Annotated in this window: 19 protein-coding genes; 17 read left to right on the top strand and 2 right to left on the bottom strand. The window is 55.7% G+C overall.

All coding sequences use genetic code 11. The features are described 5' to 3' along the window. The first annotated feature begins 15 nt into the window (after positions 1-15). Together HS105_13330 and HS105_13325 are read left to right on the top strand one after the other, a co-directional pair. Positions 16-336 carry an STAS domain-containing protein gene (locus HS105_13330; protein MBE7517569.1) on the top strand — a complete coding sequence of 107 codons (321 nt, stop codon included), beginning with the start codon at positions 16-18 and terminating at the stop codon, positions 334-336. Positions 337-343: 7 nt separating this feature from the next. Then, positions 344-1,618, top strand: a complete 1,275-nt coding sequence (locus HS105_13325) for an HD domain-containing protein (protein MBE7517568.1) — start codon at positions 344-346, stop codon at positions 1,616-1,618. 80 nt (positions 1,619-1,698) lie between these two features. Here the strand turns inward: HS105_13325 and HS105_13320 are convergent, their stop codons facing one another. Beyond that, positions 1,699-2,589 (bottom strand): LysR family transcriptional regulator, encoded by an 891-nt coding sequence (locus HS105_13320; GenBank protein ID MBE7517567.1) that lies wholly within the window; start codon positions 2,587-2,589, stop codon positions 1,699-1,701. A gap of 192 nt (positions 2,590-2,781) precedes the next feature. On the opposite strand from HS105_13320, the gene HS105_13315 reads away from it, so the two are divergent. From HS105_13315 to HS105_13260, 12 genes are all read left to right on the top strand, one after another. Further along, positions 2,782-3,495 (top strand): hypothetical protein, encoded by a 714-nt coding sequence (locus HS105_13315; GenBank protein MBE7517566.1) that lies wholly within the window; start codon positions 2,782-2,784, stop codon positions 3,493-3,495. A gap of 102 nt (positions 3,496-3,597) precedes the next feature. After that, positions 3,598-5,373 carry a succinate dehydrogenase flavoprotein subunit gene (gene sdhA / locus HS105_13310; protein MBE7517565.1) on the top strand — a complete coding sequence of 592 codons (1,776 nt, stop codon included), beginning with the start codon at positions 3,598-3,600 and terminating at the stop codon, positions 5,371-5,373. 102 nt (positions 5,374-5,475) lie between these two features. Beyond that, positions 5,476-6,270 carry a succinate dehydrogenase iron-sulfur subunit gene (gene sdhB, locus HS105_13305; GenBank protein MBE7517564.1) on the top strand — a complete coding sequence of 265 codons (795 nt, stop codon included), beginning with the start codon at positions 5,476-5,478 and terminating at the stop codon, positions 6,268-6,270. 237 nt (positions 6,271-6,507) lie between these two features. Continuing rightward, positions 6,508-9,582, top strand: a complete 3,075-nt coding sequence (gene bamA, locus HS105_13300) for an outer membrane protein assembly factor BamA (GenBank protein MBE7517563.1) — start codon at positions 6,508-6,510, stop codon at positions 9,580-9,582. 170 nt (positions 9,583-9,752) lie between these two features. Continuing rightward, positions 9,753-10,352 carry an OmpH family outer membrane protein gene (locus tag HS105_13295; protein MBE7517562.1) on the top strand — a complete coding sequence of 200 codons (600 nt, stop codon included), beginning with the start codon at positions 9,753-9,755 and terminating at the stop codon, positions 10,350-10,352. 86 nt (positions 10,353-10,438) lie between these two features. Further along, positions 10,439-10,885: a 3-hydroxyacyl-ACP dehydratase FabZ gene (fabZ, locus tag HS105_13290; protein MBE7517561.1), complete on the top strand. Its 447-nt coding sequence runs from the start codon at positions 10,439-10,441 to the stop codon at positions 10,883-10,885. A gap of 5 nt (positions 10,886-10,890) precedes the next feature. Further along, complete coding sequence (locus HS105_13285) at positions 10,891-11,181, top strand: hypothetical protein (GenBank protein ID MBE7517560.1); 291 nt, start codon at positions 10,891-10,893, stop codon at positions 11,179-11,181. 4 nt (positions 11,182-11,185) lie between these two features. Further along, positions 11,186-11,965, top strand: coding sequence for an acyl-ACP--UDP-N-acetylglucosamine O-acyltransferase (lpxA, locus tag HS105_13280; GenBank protein ID MBE7517559.1), 780 nt, complete (start codon positions 11,186-11,188; stop codon positions 11,963-11,965). A gap of 9 nt (positions 11,966-11,974) precedes the next feature. After that, positions 11,975-12,193: a hypothetical protein gene (locus tag HS105_13275; protein ID MBE7517558.1), complete on the top strand. Its 219-nt coding sequence runs from the start codon at positions 11,975-11,977 to the stop codon at positions 12,191-12,193. Between the two features lie 40 nt (positions 12,194-12,233). Beyond that, on the top strand, positions 12,234-13,730 hold the full coding sequence (locus HS105_13270; protein MBE7517557.1) for an FHA domain-containing protein: 1,497 nt from the start codon (positions 12,234-12,236) through the stop codon (positions 13,728-13,730). A gap of 12 nt (positions 13,731-13,742) precedes the next feature. Continuing rightward, positions 13,743-16,838 carry a VWA domain-containing protein gene (locus HS105_13265; GenBank protein ID MBE7517556.1) on the top strand — a complete coding sequence of 1,032 codons (3,096 nt, stop codon included), beginning with the start codon at positions 13,743-13,745 and terminating at the stop codon, positions 16,836-16,838. A gap of 12 nt (positions 16,839-16,850) precedes the next feature. Continuing rightward, complete coding sequence (locus HS105_13260) at positions 16,851-17,498, top strand: HAD family hydrolase (GenBank protein MBE7517555.1); 648 nt, start codon at positions 16,851-16,853, stop codon at positions 17,496-17,498. A gap of 7 nt (positions 17,499-17,505) precedes the next feature. Here HS105_13260 and HS105_13255 read toward each other — a convergent pair whose 3' ends face one another. Further along, positions 17,506-18,372, bottom strand: a complete 867-nt coding sequence (locus HS105_13255; protein ID MBE7517554.1) for a polyphosphate kinase 2 family protein — start codon at positions 18,370-18,372, stop codon at positions 17,506-17,508. Positions 18,373-18,433: 61 nt separating this feature from the next. Between HS105_13255 and HS105_13250 the strand changes: the two genes are divergently transcribed. Genes HS105_13250 through HS105_13240 form a run of 3 tightly spaced genes read left to right on the top strand, consistent with a single transcriptional unit; the run spans position 18,434 to position 21,497 of the window. Then, entirely contained in the window at positions 18,434-19,189 is a 756-nt protein-coding gene (locus tag HS105_13250; GenBank protein MBE7517553.1) for a hypothetical protein, read from the top strand. A 4-nt stretch (positions 19,190-19,193) separates the two neighbouring features. Further along, a complete protein-coding gene (locus HS105_13245; protein ID MBE7517552.1) occupies positions 19,194-20,417 on the top strand; it encodes a PQQ-dependent sugar dehydrogenase in 1,224 nt (407 codons plus the stop codon). A 33-nt stretch (positions 20,418-20,450) separates the two neighbouring features. Next, the gene (locus tag HS105_13240; protein MBE7517551.1) at positions 20,451-21,497 is read left to right on the top strand and encodes an abhydrolase domain-containing 18; all 1,047 of its coding nucleotides are present in this window, start codon (positions 20,451-20,453) and stop codon (positions 21,495-21,497) included. The last annotated feature ends 2 nt before the right edge of the window (positions 21,498-21,499 follow it).

Here is a 21,499-nt window from a genome sequence, read left to right as displayed (position 1 = left end):
AAAGGAAATAATTACGTGATCGCAGAACCTGTTTACCAAAGTGGGCCCGGCGGCGAAAGCCAACAGGCGGTCGTCCTTGCCGGAAACTACCTCAACAAACTTTCAGGCGAAAAGATCGAACGCGAATGCAAAGATCGCCTGAATGAAGGCTGCAAAAAGATCGTCCTAGATTTTTCGGGCACCGAGGTCATTAACAGCATCGGCATATCGATCCTTCTTGGCATTATCGACTCGGCCAAGAGCGTCGGTGCCGAGGTCTTTTTTGCCGATCTGAACGCCGGCTCTGCCGAGCTTTTCAAGACACTCGGCCTTACACGCCATGTAACGATCGTTTGAGGGAACTATGATCGAGCAACAGCAGAAGCTTATACACGCATTTGGTGCCCTCGCCGAACTCGGCAATGAGGTCGCGAACAAGAACAGCTTTCAGGAGACGATACGCACTTCGCTGCATCTGATCTCGGGTGCGTTGGCGATCATGCGCGGCGGTGTCGCACGCTATTCACGCTTCGGGCATGAGCTGCATATGATCGCGATTCGCGGCCTCGGCGACGATTTTCCGCTCACGCTCTCGCTCTGTCTCGAGGACGAACGCCAATTCCTTGCGAACGGCCTCAACCCGATCGAAACGCAGGCCGCAAAAGTGCTGCCGTTCTTTCAGGTTTACGACCGAAGCTTTGAACGCCGTTCGATCGAGCTGTTCGTACCGCTCATCATACGCGATGAACTTGTCGGCGCTCTGTTCCTCGGCGAAAAGGCGACGGCTGAGCCTTACACGAGCTACGAAAAAGAGATCATTTGCGCAATGGGACGCCACATCGGCGTTGCGATAGCACAGCGGAATATGATGGCCGAGATCGAACGGCATACCGAAGCGAACCGCAAACTCGTCGATAACATGCGCACGACATATACCGACACGGTAAAGGCTTTTGCCGCAGCGATAGACTTCAAAGACAAATACACCGAAGGCCACTCGGTACGCGTAGGAAAGTACAGCGAGATCATCGCAACAGAACTCGAATGGCAACCCGAAGAGATCGAAGGTGCGGCCATCGCGGGCTATCTGCATGACGTCGGCAAGCTGACGGTCGAGCGAAAGATCATCAATGCGCCGTATAGGATAAATGCGAAAGAATCTGCCGAATTGAACAAGCATCCGGCCGTCGGTTACGAGATATTGTCGCCGATACATCACCCGTACGCGAACGTGCCGCTTGCGGCAAAGTACCACCACGAACGCCTCGACGGACGCGGCTACCCCGACGGCCTCTACGATCGCGAGATACCGTACATCGCAAAGGTCGTGAGCCTTGCCGATTCGCTGGATGCGATGACGAGCGACAGGCCGTACAAAGCGCGTCGGCCCGCCGCGGAAGTGATCGACGACCTGCGGCGTAATGCGGGCAAGCAGTTCGCCCCGGAGCTTGTAACGGCCTTCCTTCGCGGGATGCTAAAGGAACTCAACGGTGAAACGAAAGGGAAACGTTACCGCCGCGTGCTCGGACGCGACTATATGGAGGCGGAAGGCCTCGGCGCGATGGTCCGCTCGGCTTTGAACGATATCGCACCTTCGCGGCCGATATCGCTTATGGCCTCTGACCGCCCTGCTCTCTAGGCCCTTATTTGAACTCACAAACGGCCGATCCGCAGTAACGGATCGCGGCAGACGGCCCTTTCTTTTGCTTTACAGAGGTTTTATTCTGCGGGCTTTTCGAGCAGCTTGATGAATTTCTTTGCGGCGAGCGAAAGGCTCTTATCGCTCCTGTGGATCACGCCGACGGAGCGTTTCCAATAATCTTCCGCAAGCCGAATTACCGCAAGGGCGTTGTTTCGCTGCTCTTCGATGACCGAAGGCTCAGGCACGACGGCAAGCCCGAAGCCGGCTTCGACGGCGCGTTTGATCGTCTCGATATTATCGAATTCGGCGACCTTTCTGACCTCGATGCCATTTTGCTTGAACGTCCTTTCCATCATCTTTCGAGTCGGCATATCACGTTGGAAATGAACGAGGTCCTCGCCGCTGAGGTCCGTAACCTTCAGCTCCTTCCGTTTTGACAACGGATGCCCCGGCGGCGCTATCACGACAAGGCGGTTCTCGGGCATCGGCACGATCGTCAACCCGCGTTTCGGTTCGGGAAATGCGATCACGCCAAGCTCGACCTTGCCGTCAAGCACATCACGCACCACCTTGGTCGTGCGCAAATATTCGAGGTCGATCTTTGCTGCAGGATACTTGGTCATGAATTCACGCACCTTAGCGGGCAGTTCGTAAAGCCCGACGCTGTAGATCGTCGCAACACGAACGGTGCCGCCGATACGCCCGACGGCGCCGCGCATATTCTCCTGCATCTCGCCATAGGCGGCGAGCACCTTTTTTGATTCGCGATAGAACACTTCGCCCGCGCCGGTGAGTTTGACCTCGCGGCGTCCGCGTACACGCTCGAGCAGGCGTTTATTGAATTTTTTCTCGAGCGCCCGTATCTGTTGGCTGACCGCTGACTGCGTAATGAAATTACGCTCGGCCGCAAGCGAGAAACTTTCGAGATCGACGAGGTCGCAAAAGACCTTGAGTGTGTCGAGATTCATAAGTTATTAGCCGGACTGTTTATTATGCACTGAATTATTCATTTTATCTCATATTCGATCGGTCGTATCATAAAAATCTGCGTCCACTATTGCCGTTAGAGCGGCTTTGGGCTAGAATTTTTGTTACTCGGACACCAAGTTTGGCAGATGATCAATCAATAGATGGCGATCAAGTTTTCTAATTCCTTTCTGATGAGAAAGCTGCATCAGGTTACGGGCATCGTACCGCTGGGCATCTTTTTCTTGTTCCATATCTACACGAACTCCGCTGCACTGAACGGCGCGAAGGTCTTTAACGATCACGTTGAGGATCTTCACGAAATGCCGTACCTGCTGTTGGTCGAGATATTCGGCGTCTTTATTCCGCTGATGTTTCACGCGGTTTACGGCATGCTGATATCGTCGGAGGCGAAGGTCAACGTGTTCAACTACCGCTTTGCGCGGAACTGGTTCTATGTGCTCCAGCGGATATCGGGTGTTTACCTGTTCTTCTTCCTGCTGTTCCACATACTGAATTTCCGCTTCGGCTTGATACCGGGACTCAATATGACGCCCGTCGCAGGCAATGCTCAGCAGGCTTACGCGATAATCGCGAAGGAGTTCGCCATCTGGTGGGTGCTTGTGCTCTATATCCTCGGCCTGCTCGCTACGGCGTGGCATCTTGCATACGGCGTATTCCTTTTTGCGGTCGATTGGGGCATCGTTATCGGCGTCAAGGCACAAAAGATACTGCTCTACGGCTGCCTCGGATTCGGGTTGATACTTGCATTTGTCGGCATCAATTCGGCATTCGCGTTCAAGCGGCCCTGCGGCTTTATGCCTGCGGAGCTGTGCCAGGATTCTGCTGAACGATCTCCGGCGGAAAAGGCCCCTACACCGAGAATGCCCGTGCAAAAAGGCCCGTAAGCGATGACGGGATTTGGAAATTTCACTCACCGCTCATCATCCGCCCTCGATCGGCATGAGCCGACGCTTGACCGGCGAATGATGGCAAACATTTAAGTTATTATGGCAAAAGATCTAAAGATCGCGATCGTCGGCGGCGGGCTTGCGGGCCTCGCCGCAGCGATGAGGATCGCGGAAGCGGGGCACAACGTCGAGCTTATTTCGGTCGTGCCCGTTAAGCGTTCACACTCGGTTTGCGCCCAAGGCGGCATAAACGGTGCCGTGAATACAAAGGGTGAGGGCGACTCGCCTTACATACACCTTGACGACACGGTTTACGGCGGCGACTTCCTCGCCAATCAGCCGCCTGTCAAACGTATGTGCGACATGGCGCCCGAGATCATCTATCTCTTTGACCGAATGGGCGTGCCGTTCTCCCGAACGAAGGAAGGCCTTATGGACTTTCGGCGTTTTGGCGGTACGCTGCACCACCGTACGGCATTCTCGGGTGCATCGACGGGCCAACAGCTTTTGTACGCGCTCGACGAACAAGTGCGGCGGATGGAGGTTGCGGGCAAGGTTACGAAATTCGAAGGCTGGGAGATGCTCTCGCTCGTGCTAGACAGCCATCAGGTTTGCCGCGGCCTCGTCGCGATGAACCTGCAAACGCTTGAGCTTAGATCATTTGAGGCAGATGCGGTTATCATGGCGACCGGCGGCCCGGGCCTCATCTTCGGTAAATCAACCAACTCGATGACCTGTACCGGAAGCGCGACCGCTGCCTGCTATCAGCAGGGTGCCCGCTATGCGAACGGCGAATTCATACAGGTTCATCCGACATCGATCCCGGGTGAGGACAAACTCCGTCTCATGAGCGAATCGGCACGCGGCGAAGGCGGCCGTGTTTGGGTGCCGAAAGCGGACGGCGATACGCGGCATCCGCGCGACATCCCCGAAAGCGAGCGTTGGTACTTCCTCGAAGAACGATATCCGGCATACGGCAACCTCGTACCGCGCGACATCGCAACGCGCGAGATATTTCAGGTCTGCCTCGAGGGCCACGGCATCGGCGGCGAAAATCAGGTCTATCTCGACCTCACACACATTCCGGCAGATACGCTTACTGACCGGTTGGGTGCGATCCTCGAGATCTATGAGATGTTCGTCGGCGACGATCCGCGTTTCGTTCCGATGCGCATCTTCCCCGGCGTGCATTATTCGATGGGCGGCCTTTGGGTCGATTTCGAACAGCGTACGAATATTCCGGGCCTCTTTGCCGCCGGCGAGTGCGATTATTCGATACACGGAGCCAACCGCCTTGGTGCGAACTCGCTCCTCTCATGCGTTTACGGCGGCTTTTCGGCCGCACCGTCGGCGATCGAATACGCCCGCAATGTCGAACGCGGCGATACCGAGACCAACGGCATCCACGATGCTGAAGTAAAGCGGCAGCAGGAATTGAATGACGCGATCGTCAAGAACGAAGGCAGCGAGAATCAGTATAAGCTGCACGATGAGCTTGGAAAGGTAATGACCGATAACGTAACGGTCGTCCGCTACAACGATCGCCTTAAGGCGACCGATGAAAAGATCCTCGAGCTGCAGGATCGCTTCAAGAAGATATCGATCAACGACTCGAATCTCTGGGCGACGCAGGCCGTGCCTCACGCACGCCAGCTCAAGAATATGCTCGAGCTAGCCCGCGTCATCACGCTCGGAGCACTGAACCGTGATGAGTCGCGCGGAGCTCACTACAAGCCGGACTTTCCGAACCGCAATGATGAAGAGTGGCTCAAATCGACAATCGCCGAATACTCGGCCGAAGGCCCTGTGCTCAGCTACGAGCCAGTCGATATCTCACTAGTCGAGCCGCGCAAGAGGGATTATTCTAAGAGTTGACGATCGCCGGCAATATGTCGGCAACCATTGAATTGACAGCGGCAATTTCCGCAAAAGGGCCGAACGGCAGCAGCACTGCCATCGGAAGCTATTAAAGCGACAATGAGTGAACATATCGAAAAGAAGCGTTTGGAAAATCCTCCGGCGAAGATCAAGTTCAGGATCGAGCGGCGTGCGAATCCGGATTCGCCGGCCTATTGGGAGACGTTTACGGTCGATTACCGCCGTAATTTGAACGTGATCTCCGCTTTGATGGATATCCGCAAGAACCCAGTTACCGCTGACGGCAAGGAAACGACGCCGCCGGTTTGGGAGATGTCGTGTCTCGAACAGGTTTGCGGCGTTTGCACAATGCTCATCAATGGCTATGTCCGCCAATCGTGTTCTGCTCTCATAGATGACCTCCTGCTCGCGACCGGCGGCGACACGATCACGCTCCAGCCGATGTCGAAATTCCCTAAGGTGCGCGACCTAGTGGTCGATCGCACAGAGATGTTCGATCACCTGAAGCAGGTCTCGGCGTGGATCGAGCTGGACGGCACCTACGACCTCGGGCCGGGCCCGCACACCTCGCCCGAGCTTGCACACGAGCGCTATGAGATATCACGCTGCTTCACCTGCGGCTGCTGTCTCGAAGCGTGTCCGCAATACGGCGACGACAATTACATCGGCCCGCAAGCAATCGCACAGGCGCGCTTGTTCAATATGCACCCGACAGGTAAAACGACCAAGGAGGAGCGCCTGAACGGGCTGATGGAAGAGAACGGCATTCAGAAGTGCGGGAACGCCCAGAACTGTGTCCGCGTATGCCCGATGGGTGTGCCGCTGACCAAGGCGATCTACGAATCGAATCGCGATATTACGGCCGATGTCTTTTTCAAGCTGCTCGGTAAGTAGCATTGACACTGCCCTTTAGGCTTTGTTTTTGCAATTTCTTGCCTGTATAATTCGTAACTTTGATGTTCAGGTTGCGTGGGGCAACCTGTGTCCGGAGGCGCGAATCATATAACGCGTAAATTCCGACACGAACAATGCTGAACGGACGACCCGCTAAAGAAGGACACCTCACGATAAGCAGCATTGTCAGGGCTCGCAGAAGCCCTTAAATTTGCAGGTTCTAAGGATATTCGGTTTATGTTCAAACCACGCGTATTTGCGTTCGTCTGTATTACGGTCACTTTATTTGTGATATCCGCGATCGCAGATACCGGCGCCTCGGCAACAAGGGCGGTCAGCGCCCAGCAGCTCATCGAAAGTGTCGATATTCAGGGAAACCGACGCCTTCGCGATGAGGATCTTTTGTATTACATAAAGACGCGGCCCGGTGATGTTTACGACCCCGCGGCGCTCGAACGCGATCTTAAAGAGCTGCTCTCGCTCAATTTCTTTGACAAAACGGCCACGAGGGTCCTCACGGAAGAGGGCATACGCGGCGGCGTCAACGTCATCTTCGAGGTGCGCGAACTGCCGATCATCCGCGACCTCTCATTCAAGGGTGCGAAGGCGCTTCAAGAATCCGACATCCTAAAGGAGTTCCGTGAGAAGCGTGTCGGGGTGTCAAAGGAATCTGTTTACGACCCCGTAAAGGCACGCAATGCGACGCGTGTGCTGCGCGAGATGCTTGCCGCAAAAGGCTTTCCCAATGCGACCGTTACGGTAAAAGAGGAAGAGGTCTCGGCGACATCGATCGCGATCACATTCGATGTCGATCAGGGAAACCGGTCGCGCATCGTAAAGATCGAGTTCGAAGGCAACGAACACTTCAAGCAAAGTGAGCTTCGCAACGCGCTGCAGCTTGTGAAAAAGACAGGTTTGATCTCGCGTATCAAGGGCCAGGATATTCTCGACCTCAAAAAGCTGCAATACGACCTCCAGAGAAATGTGCGTTCATATATGTTCTCGAAGGGGTATTTTCAGGCACGTATCGGCGACCCTGAGGTCATAGGCCTCGGTTATCGGCGCACAGGGCTTTTGCCGCTGCTGAGCGCCATTCCGCTGCCGCTGATCACGTCAAAGGATGACACGCTTAAGATAGTCGTACCTGTAACGGAAGGGCGTATCTATCGCATTGGCGATATAAAGGTAGAAGGCAACTCGATCTTCAGTGAGCAGCAGATATTAAATTACATCGGGCTGAAAAAAGGCGACATCGCCGACGGTAAACGCCTGCAGGACGCCGTCTATGATGATCTGAAGAAGGTTTACGGCGGCCAAGGCTTTGTGCAGTACAACGCGGAATTCGACCCCGATTTCAAGGACGACCCGAAGGATCCGAAAGCGGGTACGGTCGATATAACGATCAACATTGAAGAAGGAAAGCAGTTCTCGCTGCACCGGCTTGAATTCACCGGAAATACGTTCACGCGCGACCGCGTAATGCGCCGCGAATTTCTCATAAACGAAGGTGACATCTACAACCAGAACCTTCTTGAGATTTCGATCGCACGCATCAACCAAACGCAGTATTTCGACCCGATCGATAAAGATCAGGATGTCGAAACGCGAACAGATGAGGACCAAGGCAGCGTCGATCTGATCGTAAAAGTGAAGGAAAAAGGCCGCCAGCAGATCTCGTTCAACGGCGGTGTTTCGGGTATCGGCGGCTCGTTCTTCGGTGTCGAGTATTCGACGAACAATCTTGCCGGCCGCGGCGAAGTGCTTTCGTTCAACTTGGGCATCGGCAACCGCCAGCAAAACCTGCAGTTCACTTATCAGGAGCCGTACTTTCGCGACAGGCCGATCTCCGCGGGCTTTACGCTGTTCGCCAGCCGCTACAAGTTCTGGGGTGAAGGCACATTCCTGACGCAAAATCAGGATGTTCTCAACGCTCTGTACAACCCTTACGGGAACATCGTAACGGACTCAAGCAACCTCTTTACGCAAAATTCCTACGGTGCCAATGTATTCGCTACGGCTCCGCTCTCAGAGCTGTTCTTCAAAAAGCGCCGGTTCACACAGTTCTCAAGGGTCGGCTTCAGTTATCAGGTATCGCTAACCAGCATACAAGATCCGGCCGTGAACGCCCTGAACGATCCGTCAAAGACGATACCGGTCATCTATCGCCAGCCGAATATTTTGACAAGCCGTGTTTCAGGCTCATTCGTTTACGATACGCGCCAGCCGGCCAAGAACGGCATTGATACACTTCGCGGCAGCCAACTCTCGATAAACGTCGGTTTCGCCGGCCTCGGCGGCGACGTACGCACATACTCGCCGGCGGTTTCGTACTCGAATTTCATTCCGATGCGGAAGAAGCGCTCGAAAGACCCCGAGGTGCTTGCATTTCGCATAATGGCATCCACGATCGGCTCGTGGTCAATGAGCAAGAAGATCCGCGACGCGAACTCGATCGCCTTTGTCGGCGGCATTCCGATGTATGAGCGTTTCTTCCTCGGCAGTGAGAATGACATTCGCGGATACAACTATCGCTCGATCGGCCCTGTTGCCCCGTTCGACACATACATCACCAGCCGTAACGTACAGTTGGCGACCAACGCTTCGGGCGATGCGAATACCAACCACGGCATCGACGACCGTACGCGTGACGAGATCCTGACCATCGGACAGCTTACCGGCCCGGACGGCATAAATCCGGCATTATTCTCGCGGAACTTCCGCTTTATCGGTGGCGACACGCAGCTTTTGGCGAACGTCGAATACCGAATACCTATCTACGGGCCGGCAACGCTCGCCCTCTTTGCAGATGTCGGCTCAGTATTCAACATTCACAAGACCGGCACGCAGCGGATCAACAGCGAATTTCTGCCCGATGAAAGACTTCTCGGCGCGGGCCGCCTGACGGCACTCGGGCTGATAAATACGCCGGTGCTCGAGAGCAGCTTCGGCGCCCTGCTTTTCTACCGCGGGCGCGTGATGACAAAGAGCGATTACTTGAGCGAATTCTGCCAAGGCAACCGTTTTGGCTGCCCGACATCGCTTTCGCCGCAGATACAGCCGCTGTACCTTCGCGGCGATGTTCAGCAGAACTCATTGCTGAGGGTCAATGATAGTGCGTTCGGCACCATTAAAGATTACAAGGCGAGTTTGGGCGTTGAACTTCGTGTGCAGGTGCCGGTCGTAAATGTGCCGTTCCGGCTCATATATTATTACAATCCGAACGCAAAGATCGGATATACGCAGGAACTGCCCGGGATCTTCCTGCCGGGCAAGAGAAATGGCTTCAGGTTTACGGTGGGCCGCACATTCTGATCGTCACGATGATTGACACTTTCGGGCCAAGAATATAACATTGCGGTTCTTTTTCAATGCTGCGTACAACACAAACGCCTTTATTGGTTTCAAAGTAGCAGCGTACCGCATATAGAATGGTGGTTCACACTTATTAGGTCTTTATTGGTTTTAGGAGTTTTTCGCAGGAAATGAAACGAATTTATACAATTGCCGCTTGCCTTATGTTCGCAGCGGTTCTCAGCGTTGCCGTAAAGGCACAGGCACAGACCGCGCCCATGAAGGTCGTTCTGATCAACACGCTCGCTTTCGACGACGAAAAAGGCATCACAAAATATGTGAATGCAATGAACGCCCTCGAAAATGAGTTCAAGCCGCTCGATACCGAGATCCAGGGGCTTGTTACCAAGTACAACAACCTCGGCAAAGAGATCAAGACGCTTCAAGATCAAGCCAGCGGCGGCAAGGTGCCGATCGACGAAAAGGCCGCACAGGCTAAGGTTGACGAGTACCAGCTGCTTGAGATCCAGATCAAGCGCAAGCAGGAAGATGCCAAGACAAGATACGAGAAACGTCAGGCGGCGGTGCTCGGGCCGGTCCTTCAGGATATTGGCAAGGCGATGCAGGAATTTGCACAGGCAAAGGGCTACGACCTGATCCTCGATGCCGCAAAGCTCGATCAGCAGCAGATCCTTCTTGCTATCCTCCCTGCAAAGATCGATGTTACGAAGGAGTTCATTACCTTTTACAATGCTCGCCCGGCGTCTGCGACCGCAACGACGAAACCCTAGTGATCATTTGATCCATTAACATTTGGCCAAGCCGGCAAAATTGATTTTTGCCGGCTTTTCGCTTATATCTTTCTCTTAGCCGCATTATGCCGATCCTCGATTCAGTCGCTATTCAAGAGATACTGCCGCACAGGTATCCGTTTCTGCTCGTTGATAAGATCGTTGAGCTTGAGCCGCGTGTGCGAATCGTCGGCGTAAAACAGGTAACGGTGAACGAACCTTTCTTTGCAGGACACTTTCCCGGTGCGCCCGTGATGCCCGGCGTACTGCAGATCGAGGCCCTTGCACAGGTCGGTGCGATACTTGCACTGCGCGAATTTGAGAACCGCGACGAAAAGATACCGTTCTTTAGCGGCATCGAAGCGGCAAAGTTCCGCCGCCCCGTCGTACCCGGCGACACATTGATGCTTGAAGTAACGGCTCTTCGCATCGGCAGCCGTGTGCAAAAGATGAGCGGCGTCGCCACGGTTGACGGCAGCGTTACTGCCGAGGCAACCATTATGTCGGTCATTGCTGACCGCCGAAAAGAGTAACCTTTGTGACAGGCTTTGGGAACATAACCCGCGAAGATATTATCTTCCTGATCATGGTCGGCGTCGTTATCGGTGTCGTCCTCGGTCTTATTCCGCTTATTTACGGCCGCAAAAAGGGAAAGCCGCGGCTCGGACTTATCGGGTTTCTCGTGTCGATCGTCGCAGGTGCGCTGTGGAGCATACTTCCGCTTTTTGTGATGATCGGCTTTGTCTTTTTGATACAACGCAACAAACCCGCTGCGGAAATTCCGAAAGCAACAGAAGCTGCCGCGGAGGAAGCACGCTCTGACGACTGACACGATGTCCGCCGCCATTCACCCGACAGCGATCGTTCACCCCGAAGCCGCGATCGGCAGCGGCTGCACCATCGGGCCATTCTGCACCGTCGGGGCGGACGTCGCTCTTGCAGAAGGCGTTACGCTCGTCTCGCACGTCGTCATCGACGGCAGGACGACGATCGGCAAGGGTACACATATCTTCCCTTTCGCATCGATAGGGCTTGCTCCGCAGGATCTGAAATACGCGGACGAGCCGACCTCGACCGAGATCGGCGAACGGAACCAGATACGCGAGTTTGTTACCATTCATCGAGGCACGGCGGGCGGCGGCGGCGTAACGCGAATCGGCAGCGACAACCTCTTGATGGCACAGGCACACGTAGCGCACGACTGCCGACTGGGCGACGGCATCATTATGGCGAATGCCGCCACGCTCGCAGGCCATGTCGAAGTGGGCGACCGTGCGAGCATCGGCGCGTATTCGGGCGTTCACCAATTCTGCCGTATGGGCATCGAGGCCTTTGTCGGCGGCTATTCGGTCGTCGTAAAGGATGCGATGCCGTTCGCTACCATCCAAGGCAACCACGCAAAATGCTACGGCCTTAACCGCGTCGGTGCGAAACGCCGTGGCCACTCGCCCGAGGCCATACAAAACCTGAACCACGCGTTCCACCTGCTGCTTAATGCCAAACTCAACACCACACAGGCCGTCGAACGCATCAAAAAGGAGATCGCCGGTTCGCCCGAGGTCGATCTGCTGCTTGATTTCATCGCGGCATCAACACGCGGCGTCGTCAAATAATTAACAACAATGGAAAATTCTGCTGAGATCGTCGCCGAATTCGGCAAGCGCATACAGCGCTGTTACGGATGCTTTATCGCTTATCACCTCAAGGATATGTACCTCGGCGAGGACGTAACCTTCTACTGCGAACACTGCCACGACGAGACAATGTTCCATTTCAACGACTTTTCACAACTGCTCGACCTCTCAAAGTTGAAGGAAGTAGCCGACGAACATCACCACTGACGTTGAGACTCTGAGCGAAATTTGGCTATGCTTATGAGCGATGCGTGACGTAACGCTCTACATTTCGTCGATCGATGGCGAGCGAACATACAGCCTCGATGATGAGGTGACCATCGGCCGCACCGATGCCTCGACGCTGATCTTGGCGGACGGCGGGCTTTCACGGCGTAACACGACCATCTTTCGCGACGGTGAGGACATTCTCGTTGTCGATGAAGACTCGCTCAACGGTACCTTTCTAAACGGCGAACGCCTTACCGGCCGGGCACGCCCGCTCCGCGACGGCGACGAACTCAAGATCGGCAGCGATACGCATATTCGCGTCGCATTCACTTCAGCCGCAGCCGTTCATACCGCAAAACACGAGTCGGCGGCCGAGCATTCTCGGCCTGTACAAAATGCCGCCGCCGCTTCTGCGGCAAAGGCTCCGCCGACGCGTAGTGATGACAATTCGCGTTATGTGATCCTCGGATCTGTCGTGATGATCTTTGTCATACTTGCCGGAGCGGGCATTGCCTTCATAGCTGTCTCACGAAAAGATGGCGCCGGCGGCGGAAAACAAACGCCGCAGATACGCTCAGGCCTGATCCCTATGCGTGTCATTGACCCGCTCGGCGGCGAGGATGAAGACGACCTCGACGACCTCATCGCATCATGGGAAGTCGAGGAAAAGGAGATCGATGCTTCGACCGTCGGTGATGTCTCGGTCGGGAGCAGCGATGCTGCCGAATCAGACCTTAATGTAACAGCCGCGTTCCTCGCCGACCGGCAAAAGAAGGCACTCGAACCGCGAAATGCCGAGACAGGCATCCGCCCCGCAGGCCTCGACCCGCCAAAGGAACTCTTTGGCGACGGCGTGATAAAGCAAAAGGCGAAGCTGCGCGAGATGAATTCCACCGGTTATCGACAGCCCATGGACTTTGCCGACCTTGCGGCAAAGCGCCTCGACAAAGAGCTGATCGAGATGCCGATGGCCACGGAGAGCTTCTACCTTGACGTCGGCGGCAGTGCAAGCGACGGCCCTTTCAATTCGTTCACGTTCCAAGACGGCAGCCAGCCGCTCGCGTCCGGTTCGCCGAAATTTCAGGCTCTCGTAAATCTGGCCGCGAACTTTGCGGGCCATCAATACGACCTCAACAACGCGAGCGACCGCAAGCAGATGCGTGTGCGGCTTCTGCGTATGTTCAATCCGCGAGCAAAGGCCATCTTGAAAGAGGTTGCCGACGCCTACTTTGCAAAATACGGCCGCCCGCTGCGCGTAACCTCGCTGACACGCTCGATGGATTATCAGATAGCGCTGAATGCCAATAATCCGAACTCATTCAAGGTGCGCGGCGAAGGCAGCCTGCCGCCGCACACTTCCGGCTGTGCCTTTGACCTCGCCCGCAAACACATGACCGCCGATGAGCAGAACTTCGTTATGAAGAGACTCGCCGAAATGGAAGACGCGAATAAACTGGACGCACTCATCGAATACGGAGCCAACGCCTGCTTCCACGTCTTTATCTATTCTGACGGCGTGCCGCCGAAAATGTAGAATAAAAGTGGTATGTCAAGACCTGCGGACGGCTCGGCCGGGCGAAAGATCGGCGGGCTAGCCAAAAGCCTCAGTGCTCTGCCGTCAGAACAAAAGCGTGCTGCTGTCGAGATCAGCGCGGCTCTTGCCGCCGTGAGCCTGCGCCTCAGCCGTGAATTTGTCGAGGCTGTGCCTGCGGCGGCTGAGATCCTCTCAGCGGATGAACTGCGCGTATGGGCCGAGCTGGGACGCAAACTCGGCATGACCAACCTCGAAACAGGAATCGCCTTTTTTGCCGAAGGTGCCGGAGCTTTAGCCGGTATGAGCTGTGCCGCGCGCTCCTTTGTCCTTCAGACAGCAATGAAGCAGCTTGTGCTTTCAAGCTCGACGGCGGTCGAGACAGTTCGGCTTGCACCAAAGGCGGCCGCGGCCCTTCGCGACACAACGCTTGCCGAACGCTTTTTCAAACTCGGCCTCACCATAGCTAACCGCTCGGCAAAGCACAGCGCCGATTTTCTCAACCAATGCGAACCCGTTGCCGCTGCACTCGAACCCTTCGGTGAGCGGCGGAGCGAAGTCGCCGAAAGTATTTTGACGCTCGGAATGCAGTTCGCTGAACGCACGGGCGGCATGGCGGCCGACCTTTGGGCCGAGCTGCCCGAAACGCTTTCACGCATCGATGCCGATCAAGCCGTAAAGTTGACGGCACAAGCGGGTGATATGCTTGACCTCGGCGGCAGCGTAACGCTGCACTTCGTACGTTCGGGCGGCCGGCTGCTTTCGATACAGCCGCGTGCGTTCGACCGCTGGGTAACGATCATTCGCGCACTTGCGGGCGCCGGCAATTCGGTGCTTATCGCATTTCTTCGTTCAACGCCGGGCGTCGTTTCCTCCGTGGTTCGCGAACGCCCCGCCGAGGCCGATGCGAATGTTGCAAAGGTATTTGAGAACATCGGAAAGATAGCGGCCCGAGATGCCGAGAGTGCTCTGGCCGCATTTCGTGCGAGTGCCGATGCGTTGGCTCATGTTTCTGCCGATCAGTTCGAAGCGTGGGTCGATAAGGGGCTTGCCGAACAGGCCGAGGCATCGCAAAAATCGCGCCGCAGCTACTTCGCCCTCGAAACTCGAGAATCAAATGAGCATCTGCGGCGCACTCGGCTCGGCCTTTCGCTCGACAGTGTACGCAACGTTCTGCGGCTCTATGTCGAGGCTCTGACGGGCCGCGAGGTCGAGATCGAACCGTTCACCGCACTCTCGCAGGAAACGCGCATCGGCGACGGCAAGACCATCTTTCTGCCTGCCGCGATCAGCGAATTCGACTCGGACGAGACTGACTTCCGCCTCTTCAAAGTGCTTGCCGCACACGGCGCGGGGCAGATCGAGTTCGGTACCTTTGCCGTCGATACGCCTGAGCTGAAAGCCGCATTTCGAGAGCTGAAACAGCTTTACGCAGCCACCGCCGAGCAGCTCGATGCCTTTTCGCTTTCAGGCTACATCGATGACGTGCGGAATGGCGAAGCAGCGAGGCCCTATGACGCCTTCCCGGCGTCGGCCGCCGTTCTGCCCGAGGGTTCGGATCATCGCGCGGTGATCGGGGCGTTTCCCGAACCGCGCCTTGCGCGAAAGATATTCGGCACAATGGAGAATGCGCGGATCGATCACGAGCTTCGCCGCTCATATCGCGGACTGCGAAAGGATCTCGACCTGATGCAGCGATACCTGCGCGAAAATCGGCCGTACATCTTCGACGTGCCTGCGGCACAAGTGCCGTTCGAGCTGCTTTTCCAGATAACGCTGTGCGGCGGTGCGACCGATGACGCACGCAAATTCTACGGCCAAGCGGCCGCCGAGATCGAGGCTGTGATCGAACGTTATCTGCGTGATATGCGGCGGGACTCGACCGTTGCCGACTCGCTGTTGGCAACCTCGCGCGTTTACAACCTCTTTCAGAATATTTCGCCCGAGCAAACACAGGAGTCCGCATCAGACGAGAGCGATGACGACTCTGACTTTGCATACGACGACAAGGATGCCGCGGAATCCGTAACCGAGGATCAGGTCAAGCGCGAGCGTGAACGCACTGCCCACGATGTCTCCGAGCTGTTCAACGCATGGAACAGCACTGATGACGAAGGCGAGCCTGACGACCTTTCGGGTGCCGAAGCGTGGGCGCACGCTGAGATACCCGAAGTGCCTCTCGAACCCGATGATGTCGCGTTCGCATACGACGAGTGGGATCGCGAGATCGGCGATTACCGCGTCGGCTGGAGCCGCGTCATCGAAAAGAAGGTAAGGCGCGGCGACCGCACTTTTGTTGAGCTGACGCGGTCTCGTTATCGCGGCGTGATATCGTCGATACGGCATCAGTTCCAACTGATGAAGCCCGAGAATCTGGCGCGCATTCATCACGAATTGGATGGCGAGGACTACGATCTGAATGCCCTTGTCGATCTCGTGATCGACAGAAAGGCGGACGGCAGGCAGGCGGAAAATATCTATATCAAGCGGCTTCGTAAGCAGCGTGATGTCGCCGTTTCGATACTGCTCGATCAATCATCATCGACGGCACGCACCATCACGCGAAACCCGCTCCAGCCCTATACGCATCCCGGCCGCCGCATCATCGAGATCGAAAAGGAAGGCCTCGTCCTAATGAGCGAAGCGCTCGAGTCCGTAGGCGATATCTATTCGATATACGGCTTTACAAGCGAAGGCAGGCGAAACGTTAAGTTCTTTATAATAAAGGACTTTGACGAGAAGTATTCGTCCGAGATCGAGCAGCGTATCGGCGGCATCACCTTTCAGAACAACACGCGGCTCGGTGCCGCGATTCGCCATGCGGCCCACAAGCTGCTGCGGCGGTCATCGCGTACGAAGCTGCTTATCATCTTGACCGACGGGCGGCCTTACGATCATGATTACGGCGATGCGCGCTATGCCCGCGAGGACGTCAGGGAAGCATTGACCGAAGCGAAGACAGGCGGCATCACGCCCTTCTGCATCACGATAGACCGCGAATCCGAGGCCGAACTGCGTAACCTTTACGGCAACGTCGGCTACACGATCATCGATGATGTGCTCTCGCTACCTGAGCGTATGCCGAACATTTACCGCCGATTGACTAGCTGAACGGCGAGACTTATGAGAACCGTTTTTCTATTTGACGTTGACAACACGCTGCTCGACAACGACCGCGTTACGCAGGACCTGCGGCATTATCTGGATAAAGAGGTCGGAACAAAGCGAAGTACTCTTTACTGGGAGATATTCGAGGAGCTGCGAACCGAGCTTGGCTATGCCGACTACCTCGGGGCACTCCAACGCTATCGGATGGCCCATCATTATGACTCGCACCTGCTTGCCGTCTCGACGTATCTGATCAACTATCCGTTCGCCAACCGCCTCTTTCCAAATTCGCTCGATGTCATCGATCGCTGCCGTACGCTTGGCAAGACGGTGATCCTGACGGATGGCGACGTTGTCTTTCAGCCGCGTAAGGTCGAACGCTCGGGCCTCTATGATGCCGTTGCCGGCAACATTCTGATCTACATACACAAGGAAAAAGAGCTTGCAGATGTCGAAAGGCGGTATCCTGCCGACCGCTATGTGGTCGTGGATGACAAGATACGCATCCTCGCTGCGATAAAAGAGATCTGGGCCGAACGCGTCCGTACTGTATTTGTACGGCAGGGCCACTACGCGCACGACGCCGAGCTTGTGGCAAAATATCCGCCCGCGGACCTTACCGTTGAGCGGATCGGCGACCTTCTTTCGATAGACGAGCTTTGAGCATCCGCTATTCGTTCTCGAGCGCCTTTTTAGCCTCGGCCAATCCGGCACGCTGCTCATCGCTCATCTTAGGATATTGCGGGTCGAGTTTCTCAAGCGTTTTTACGATGATCTCGGACACGGCAAGCCGCGTGAACCACTTTGTATCCGCAGGTATGATGTACCACGGCGCGTCCTTGGTCGAAGTTGCCGCGATCGCCTCGGTGTAGCACTTCATATATTCGTCCCAAAGGGCGCGTTCGCGCACGTCGCCCATCGAGAATTTCCAGTTCTTCTCCGGCTGATCGATGCGTTTTAGAAAGCGTTTCTTCTGCTCGTCCTTTGAGACGTGAAGAAAGAATTTGATAATTCGGACGCCGTTCTCGCCAAGGTGTTCTTCCCATCTGCGTATGCTCTCGTAGCGCTTCTTCCAAATGTCCTTATCCGAAATGACATCGGCGGGCAGAGCCTGGCCCGCAAGAATACTAGGATGCACACGCACAACGAGAACTTCTTCATAATGCGAGCGGTTGAAGATACCGATCTTGCCGCGTTCGGGCAGTGCCTTTTGACAGCGCCAAAGAAAGTCGTGTGCGAGGTCCTCTGCCGACGGCTGTTTGAATGAGACGACCTGACAGCCTTGCGGATTGACGCCGCTCATCACATGCTCGATGGTGCTGTCCTTGCCGGCGGCATCCATCGCTTGCAGTACGACGAGCAGTGCCTGTTTGCCCTCGGCATAAAGGGCGTCCTGCAGCTTGCTAAGCTTTGCCACATTATCCTCAAGCGCCTCTACAGCCTCACTTTTGTCGTGATAACCGGCGGTAAAGTCGGTCTTGTAGTCTTTCAGGTCGAGCTTCGTATTTTCCGGTACGAGGAATTGATCGGTCTTCATTTGCTCATTTTAGCAAGAAATGTGCTGACAAACACGGCATCTTCAGGCACACTCTATTTCTATGAAAAATCATCTGAAGAGTCTCTTATGGCTTCCGATATTGATGCTGGCGGTTTTCGGGTGCCGATCGTGCGACACGATCGACTCGTCAAAGCTCGATCCTTCTGAGGTCTATTCTGAATACTGGATCAATGCAAGCGGCACGGCGACAGAGGTCAATGCGACGTTTCGTGTAAGCGGCTCGACCGGAACGACCATTGCGCTTGTCGAACCGAGCAAGGTCGAATACAACGGCAAGCCGATGACCCCGCATCTTCGCACGCCGCTCGGCGGATCATTCTATTCGGCTTCGTCTGACAGCTTTGTCGGCTCGAATATCTTTGTCCTGACCGACAGCGCAGGCCGCGAGCATCGCGCATCGGCCGACTTTGCTCCGATCGGGATCACTGCCGACACCAGCGAAGTGAGCCGAAGCAAAGGATTCGAAATACGGCTCTCGCGGCCGCTTGCCGCAAACGAGAGGCTTTCTCTAAAGCTCATTTCGGACACGCCGCCGCCGATAAGCGATACGGGCAATAGCGCAAATGCTCAACAGCAGCCGCAGATCGACACCTCGATAGATATCGACGACCAGCCGGCTACCGGCTCGATATCAGTCACGGTCAACGCAAACACGCTTGCGAAATTCGCCGTCGGTAAGGCACAGCTTAGTGCCGAAGTTTCATCCACAGCATCGCTTCCCGCCGAAACGGTAAAAGGCGGAACGATCAATTACAGGATCACGTCCGAGACAATTCGGCTCAACGTTATAAAATAGGGAAATGAACGCTCGAAATATCATCACAGCGATCGCTGCCGCACTTTTGCTTACATCTACAATGGCGGCCCAACCGCGGCTCGTCAGTCAACGGATAAAACCGGACCGCGGAGCGGCATTTACACTCAATGTGGCCGACGGTTTTGAGATCATACGGGCGATCGATGGTATGCGGCGCCCGCGTTTCCTCACCAACGCACCCGACGGCCGCATCTTTGTTACCGACCTCTTTGAACCGGGCGATAATAGGAAAGGCTCGATATTCATACTTGACGGCTTCGACGAGCAAAGCGGCAAGTTCAAAAGGCTTACTCGATATCTGTCGGGGCTTCGCAACCCGAACAGCTGCCAGTTCTATAAGGATGCGGACGGCCAATGGTGGCTCTACATCGCAGAGACCCAACAGCTGACACGCCGAAAATTCACGCTTGGCGAGAACGCCCCGACCGACAATAAGCCGCAGGTGATCGCGACATTCCCCGACTACGGCGAAAGCTACAAGATCGGCGGCTGGCACCTGACACGAACCATCACCTTCTCGCAGGACGGCATGCTCTATGTCTCAGTCGGTTCGTCATGCAATGTTTGCGTTGAAAAGGCGAGCGAGCCTGAGCGAGGAACCGTCCTCATAATGAACCCCGACGGCAGCGGCAAGCGTGTATTCGCAAAGGGCCTCCGCAACGCGGTCGGGATACGCGCGATCGGCGATTCGGTCTTTGTAACCGAACAAGGCAGCGATCACCTCGGCCCGCAAAAGCCCGACGAGACGTTCTATAAGCTGCAGGACGGCGGCGACTACGGCTGGCCTTACTGTCACTCATCGAACGGCAAGATCTTTGCCGATCCGAAATTCAAGCGGCCCGGCCAGTGCAAGAATGTGCTCGCGCCGTATGCATTCTTTCCCGCACACGCATCGGCGCTCGGTTTTGACCGCTTTGATGATCCCGACACCGATGCGTCTATCAAAGGCTCGTTCCTCGTGGCTCTTCACGGCTCATCTGATAAGAATTTACGCCGCGGCTACAAGATCGTGATAATGCGTGAAGGCAAGGCGCCGCAGGATCTTGTAAACGGCTTTCTCTCAAAAGGCAGCGTCTTGGGACGCCCGTGCGACATTATGAAGCTCGGGGCCAACTCGTTCCTCTTCACCGATGACGATCGCGGCGTTGTTTACCTTGTGCGAAAGAAAGGCACGCATCCTGCGATCCCGAGAGCCGCAGCGGACTAAGGAAACGGCTTTTGACGGCACGATAATTCGGCAATGCTTCGACGGTACATACACAAACGCGAGCGTTACTTCGCGATGCTCAATGACGATCGCGTGGTGCACCCTTTTGCATGGGGCACGGAATTCGTCGCGGCAGATGTCGATGCGGCCGAACCGCGGCGGTTCTTCACCGAGTTTTCACGCTCCTCGATCGCTGCAAGCGACGACTTTTTTGCGCTTGGCAGTATGCCCGCAATAGCCGCCCGCAGCGGCGATAATTCCGTAGATCTAACGTGGCAAAGCGCCGTCGTGACGCCTTCGGCCGAGAATAACACGGCGTATGCGGCGTGGTTTCCCGTCGATGGCAAAGAGCGCGCCGCTGTCCTTGTGCTGCCGCATTGGAACGCAAAGGCAGGCACTTATTTTGACCTTTGCAGGATATTCAACCGCGTCGGCATCGCGGCACTTCGGCTGACGCTGCCGTATCACGAAGAGCGAATGCCGCCCGAGCTTGACCGCGCGGAATATCTCGTTTATCCGAACATCGGGCGGACGATACAAAGCGTGCGGCAGGCCGTTCTCGACACACGCACCTCCGTTCGATGGCTGAAAGAGCAGGGCTTTGAACGCATCGGCATAGTCGGCACCAGCATCGGCTCGTGTACGGCGTTCCTTGCGTTCGTACACGACACAGATATCGACGCCGCCGTTTTTAACCACGTTTCGGGCTATTTCTCGGATGTCGTTTGGCGCGGCCTCTCGACCTATCATGTACGCGAATCGCTCGAAAAGGCCGTTACGCTCGATGAGCTTCGCCGCTACTGGCTGCCGATCTCGCCGCTCGCCTATATGGACAAGCTTGCCGCACAGAACGAGCGTCCGCAGCGTTACATATACACACGCTACGATCTTACCTTTCCGTACGAACTCTCGCTGGATACTATGCGCGAGCTTCGCCGGCGGAAGATCGCACACTCCGAGACGGTGCTGCCGTGCGGCCATTACACGCTCGGCGAAAAGCCTTGGAATTATATCGACGGCTTTAAGATCGTGTCTTTCATCAGAAAACACCTTGCAGCAGGGCGCCGGCGGCCTCGCTGACA

This window comes from Chloracidobacterium sp. (assembly GCA_015075585.1).
GTDB lineage: Bacteria > Acidobacteriota > Blastocatellia > Pyrinomonadales > Pyrinomonadaceae > OLB17.
The sequence above is the reverse complement of the archived record's forward strand: the minus strand, read 5'-3'. Positions and strand labels throughout refer to the sequence as shown.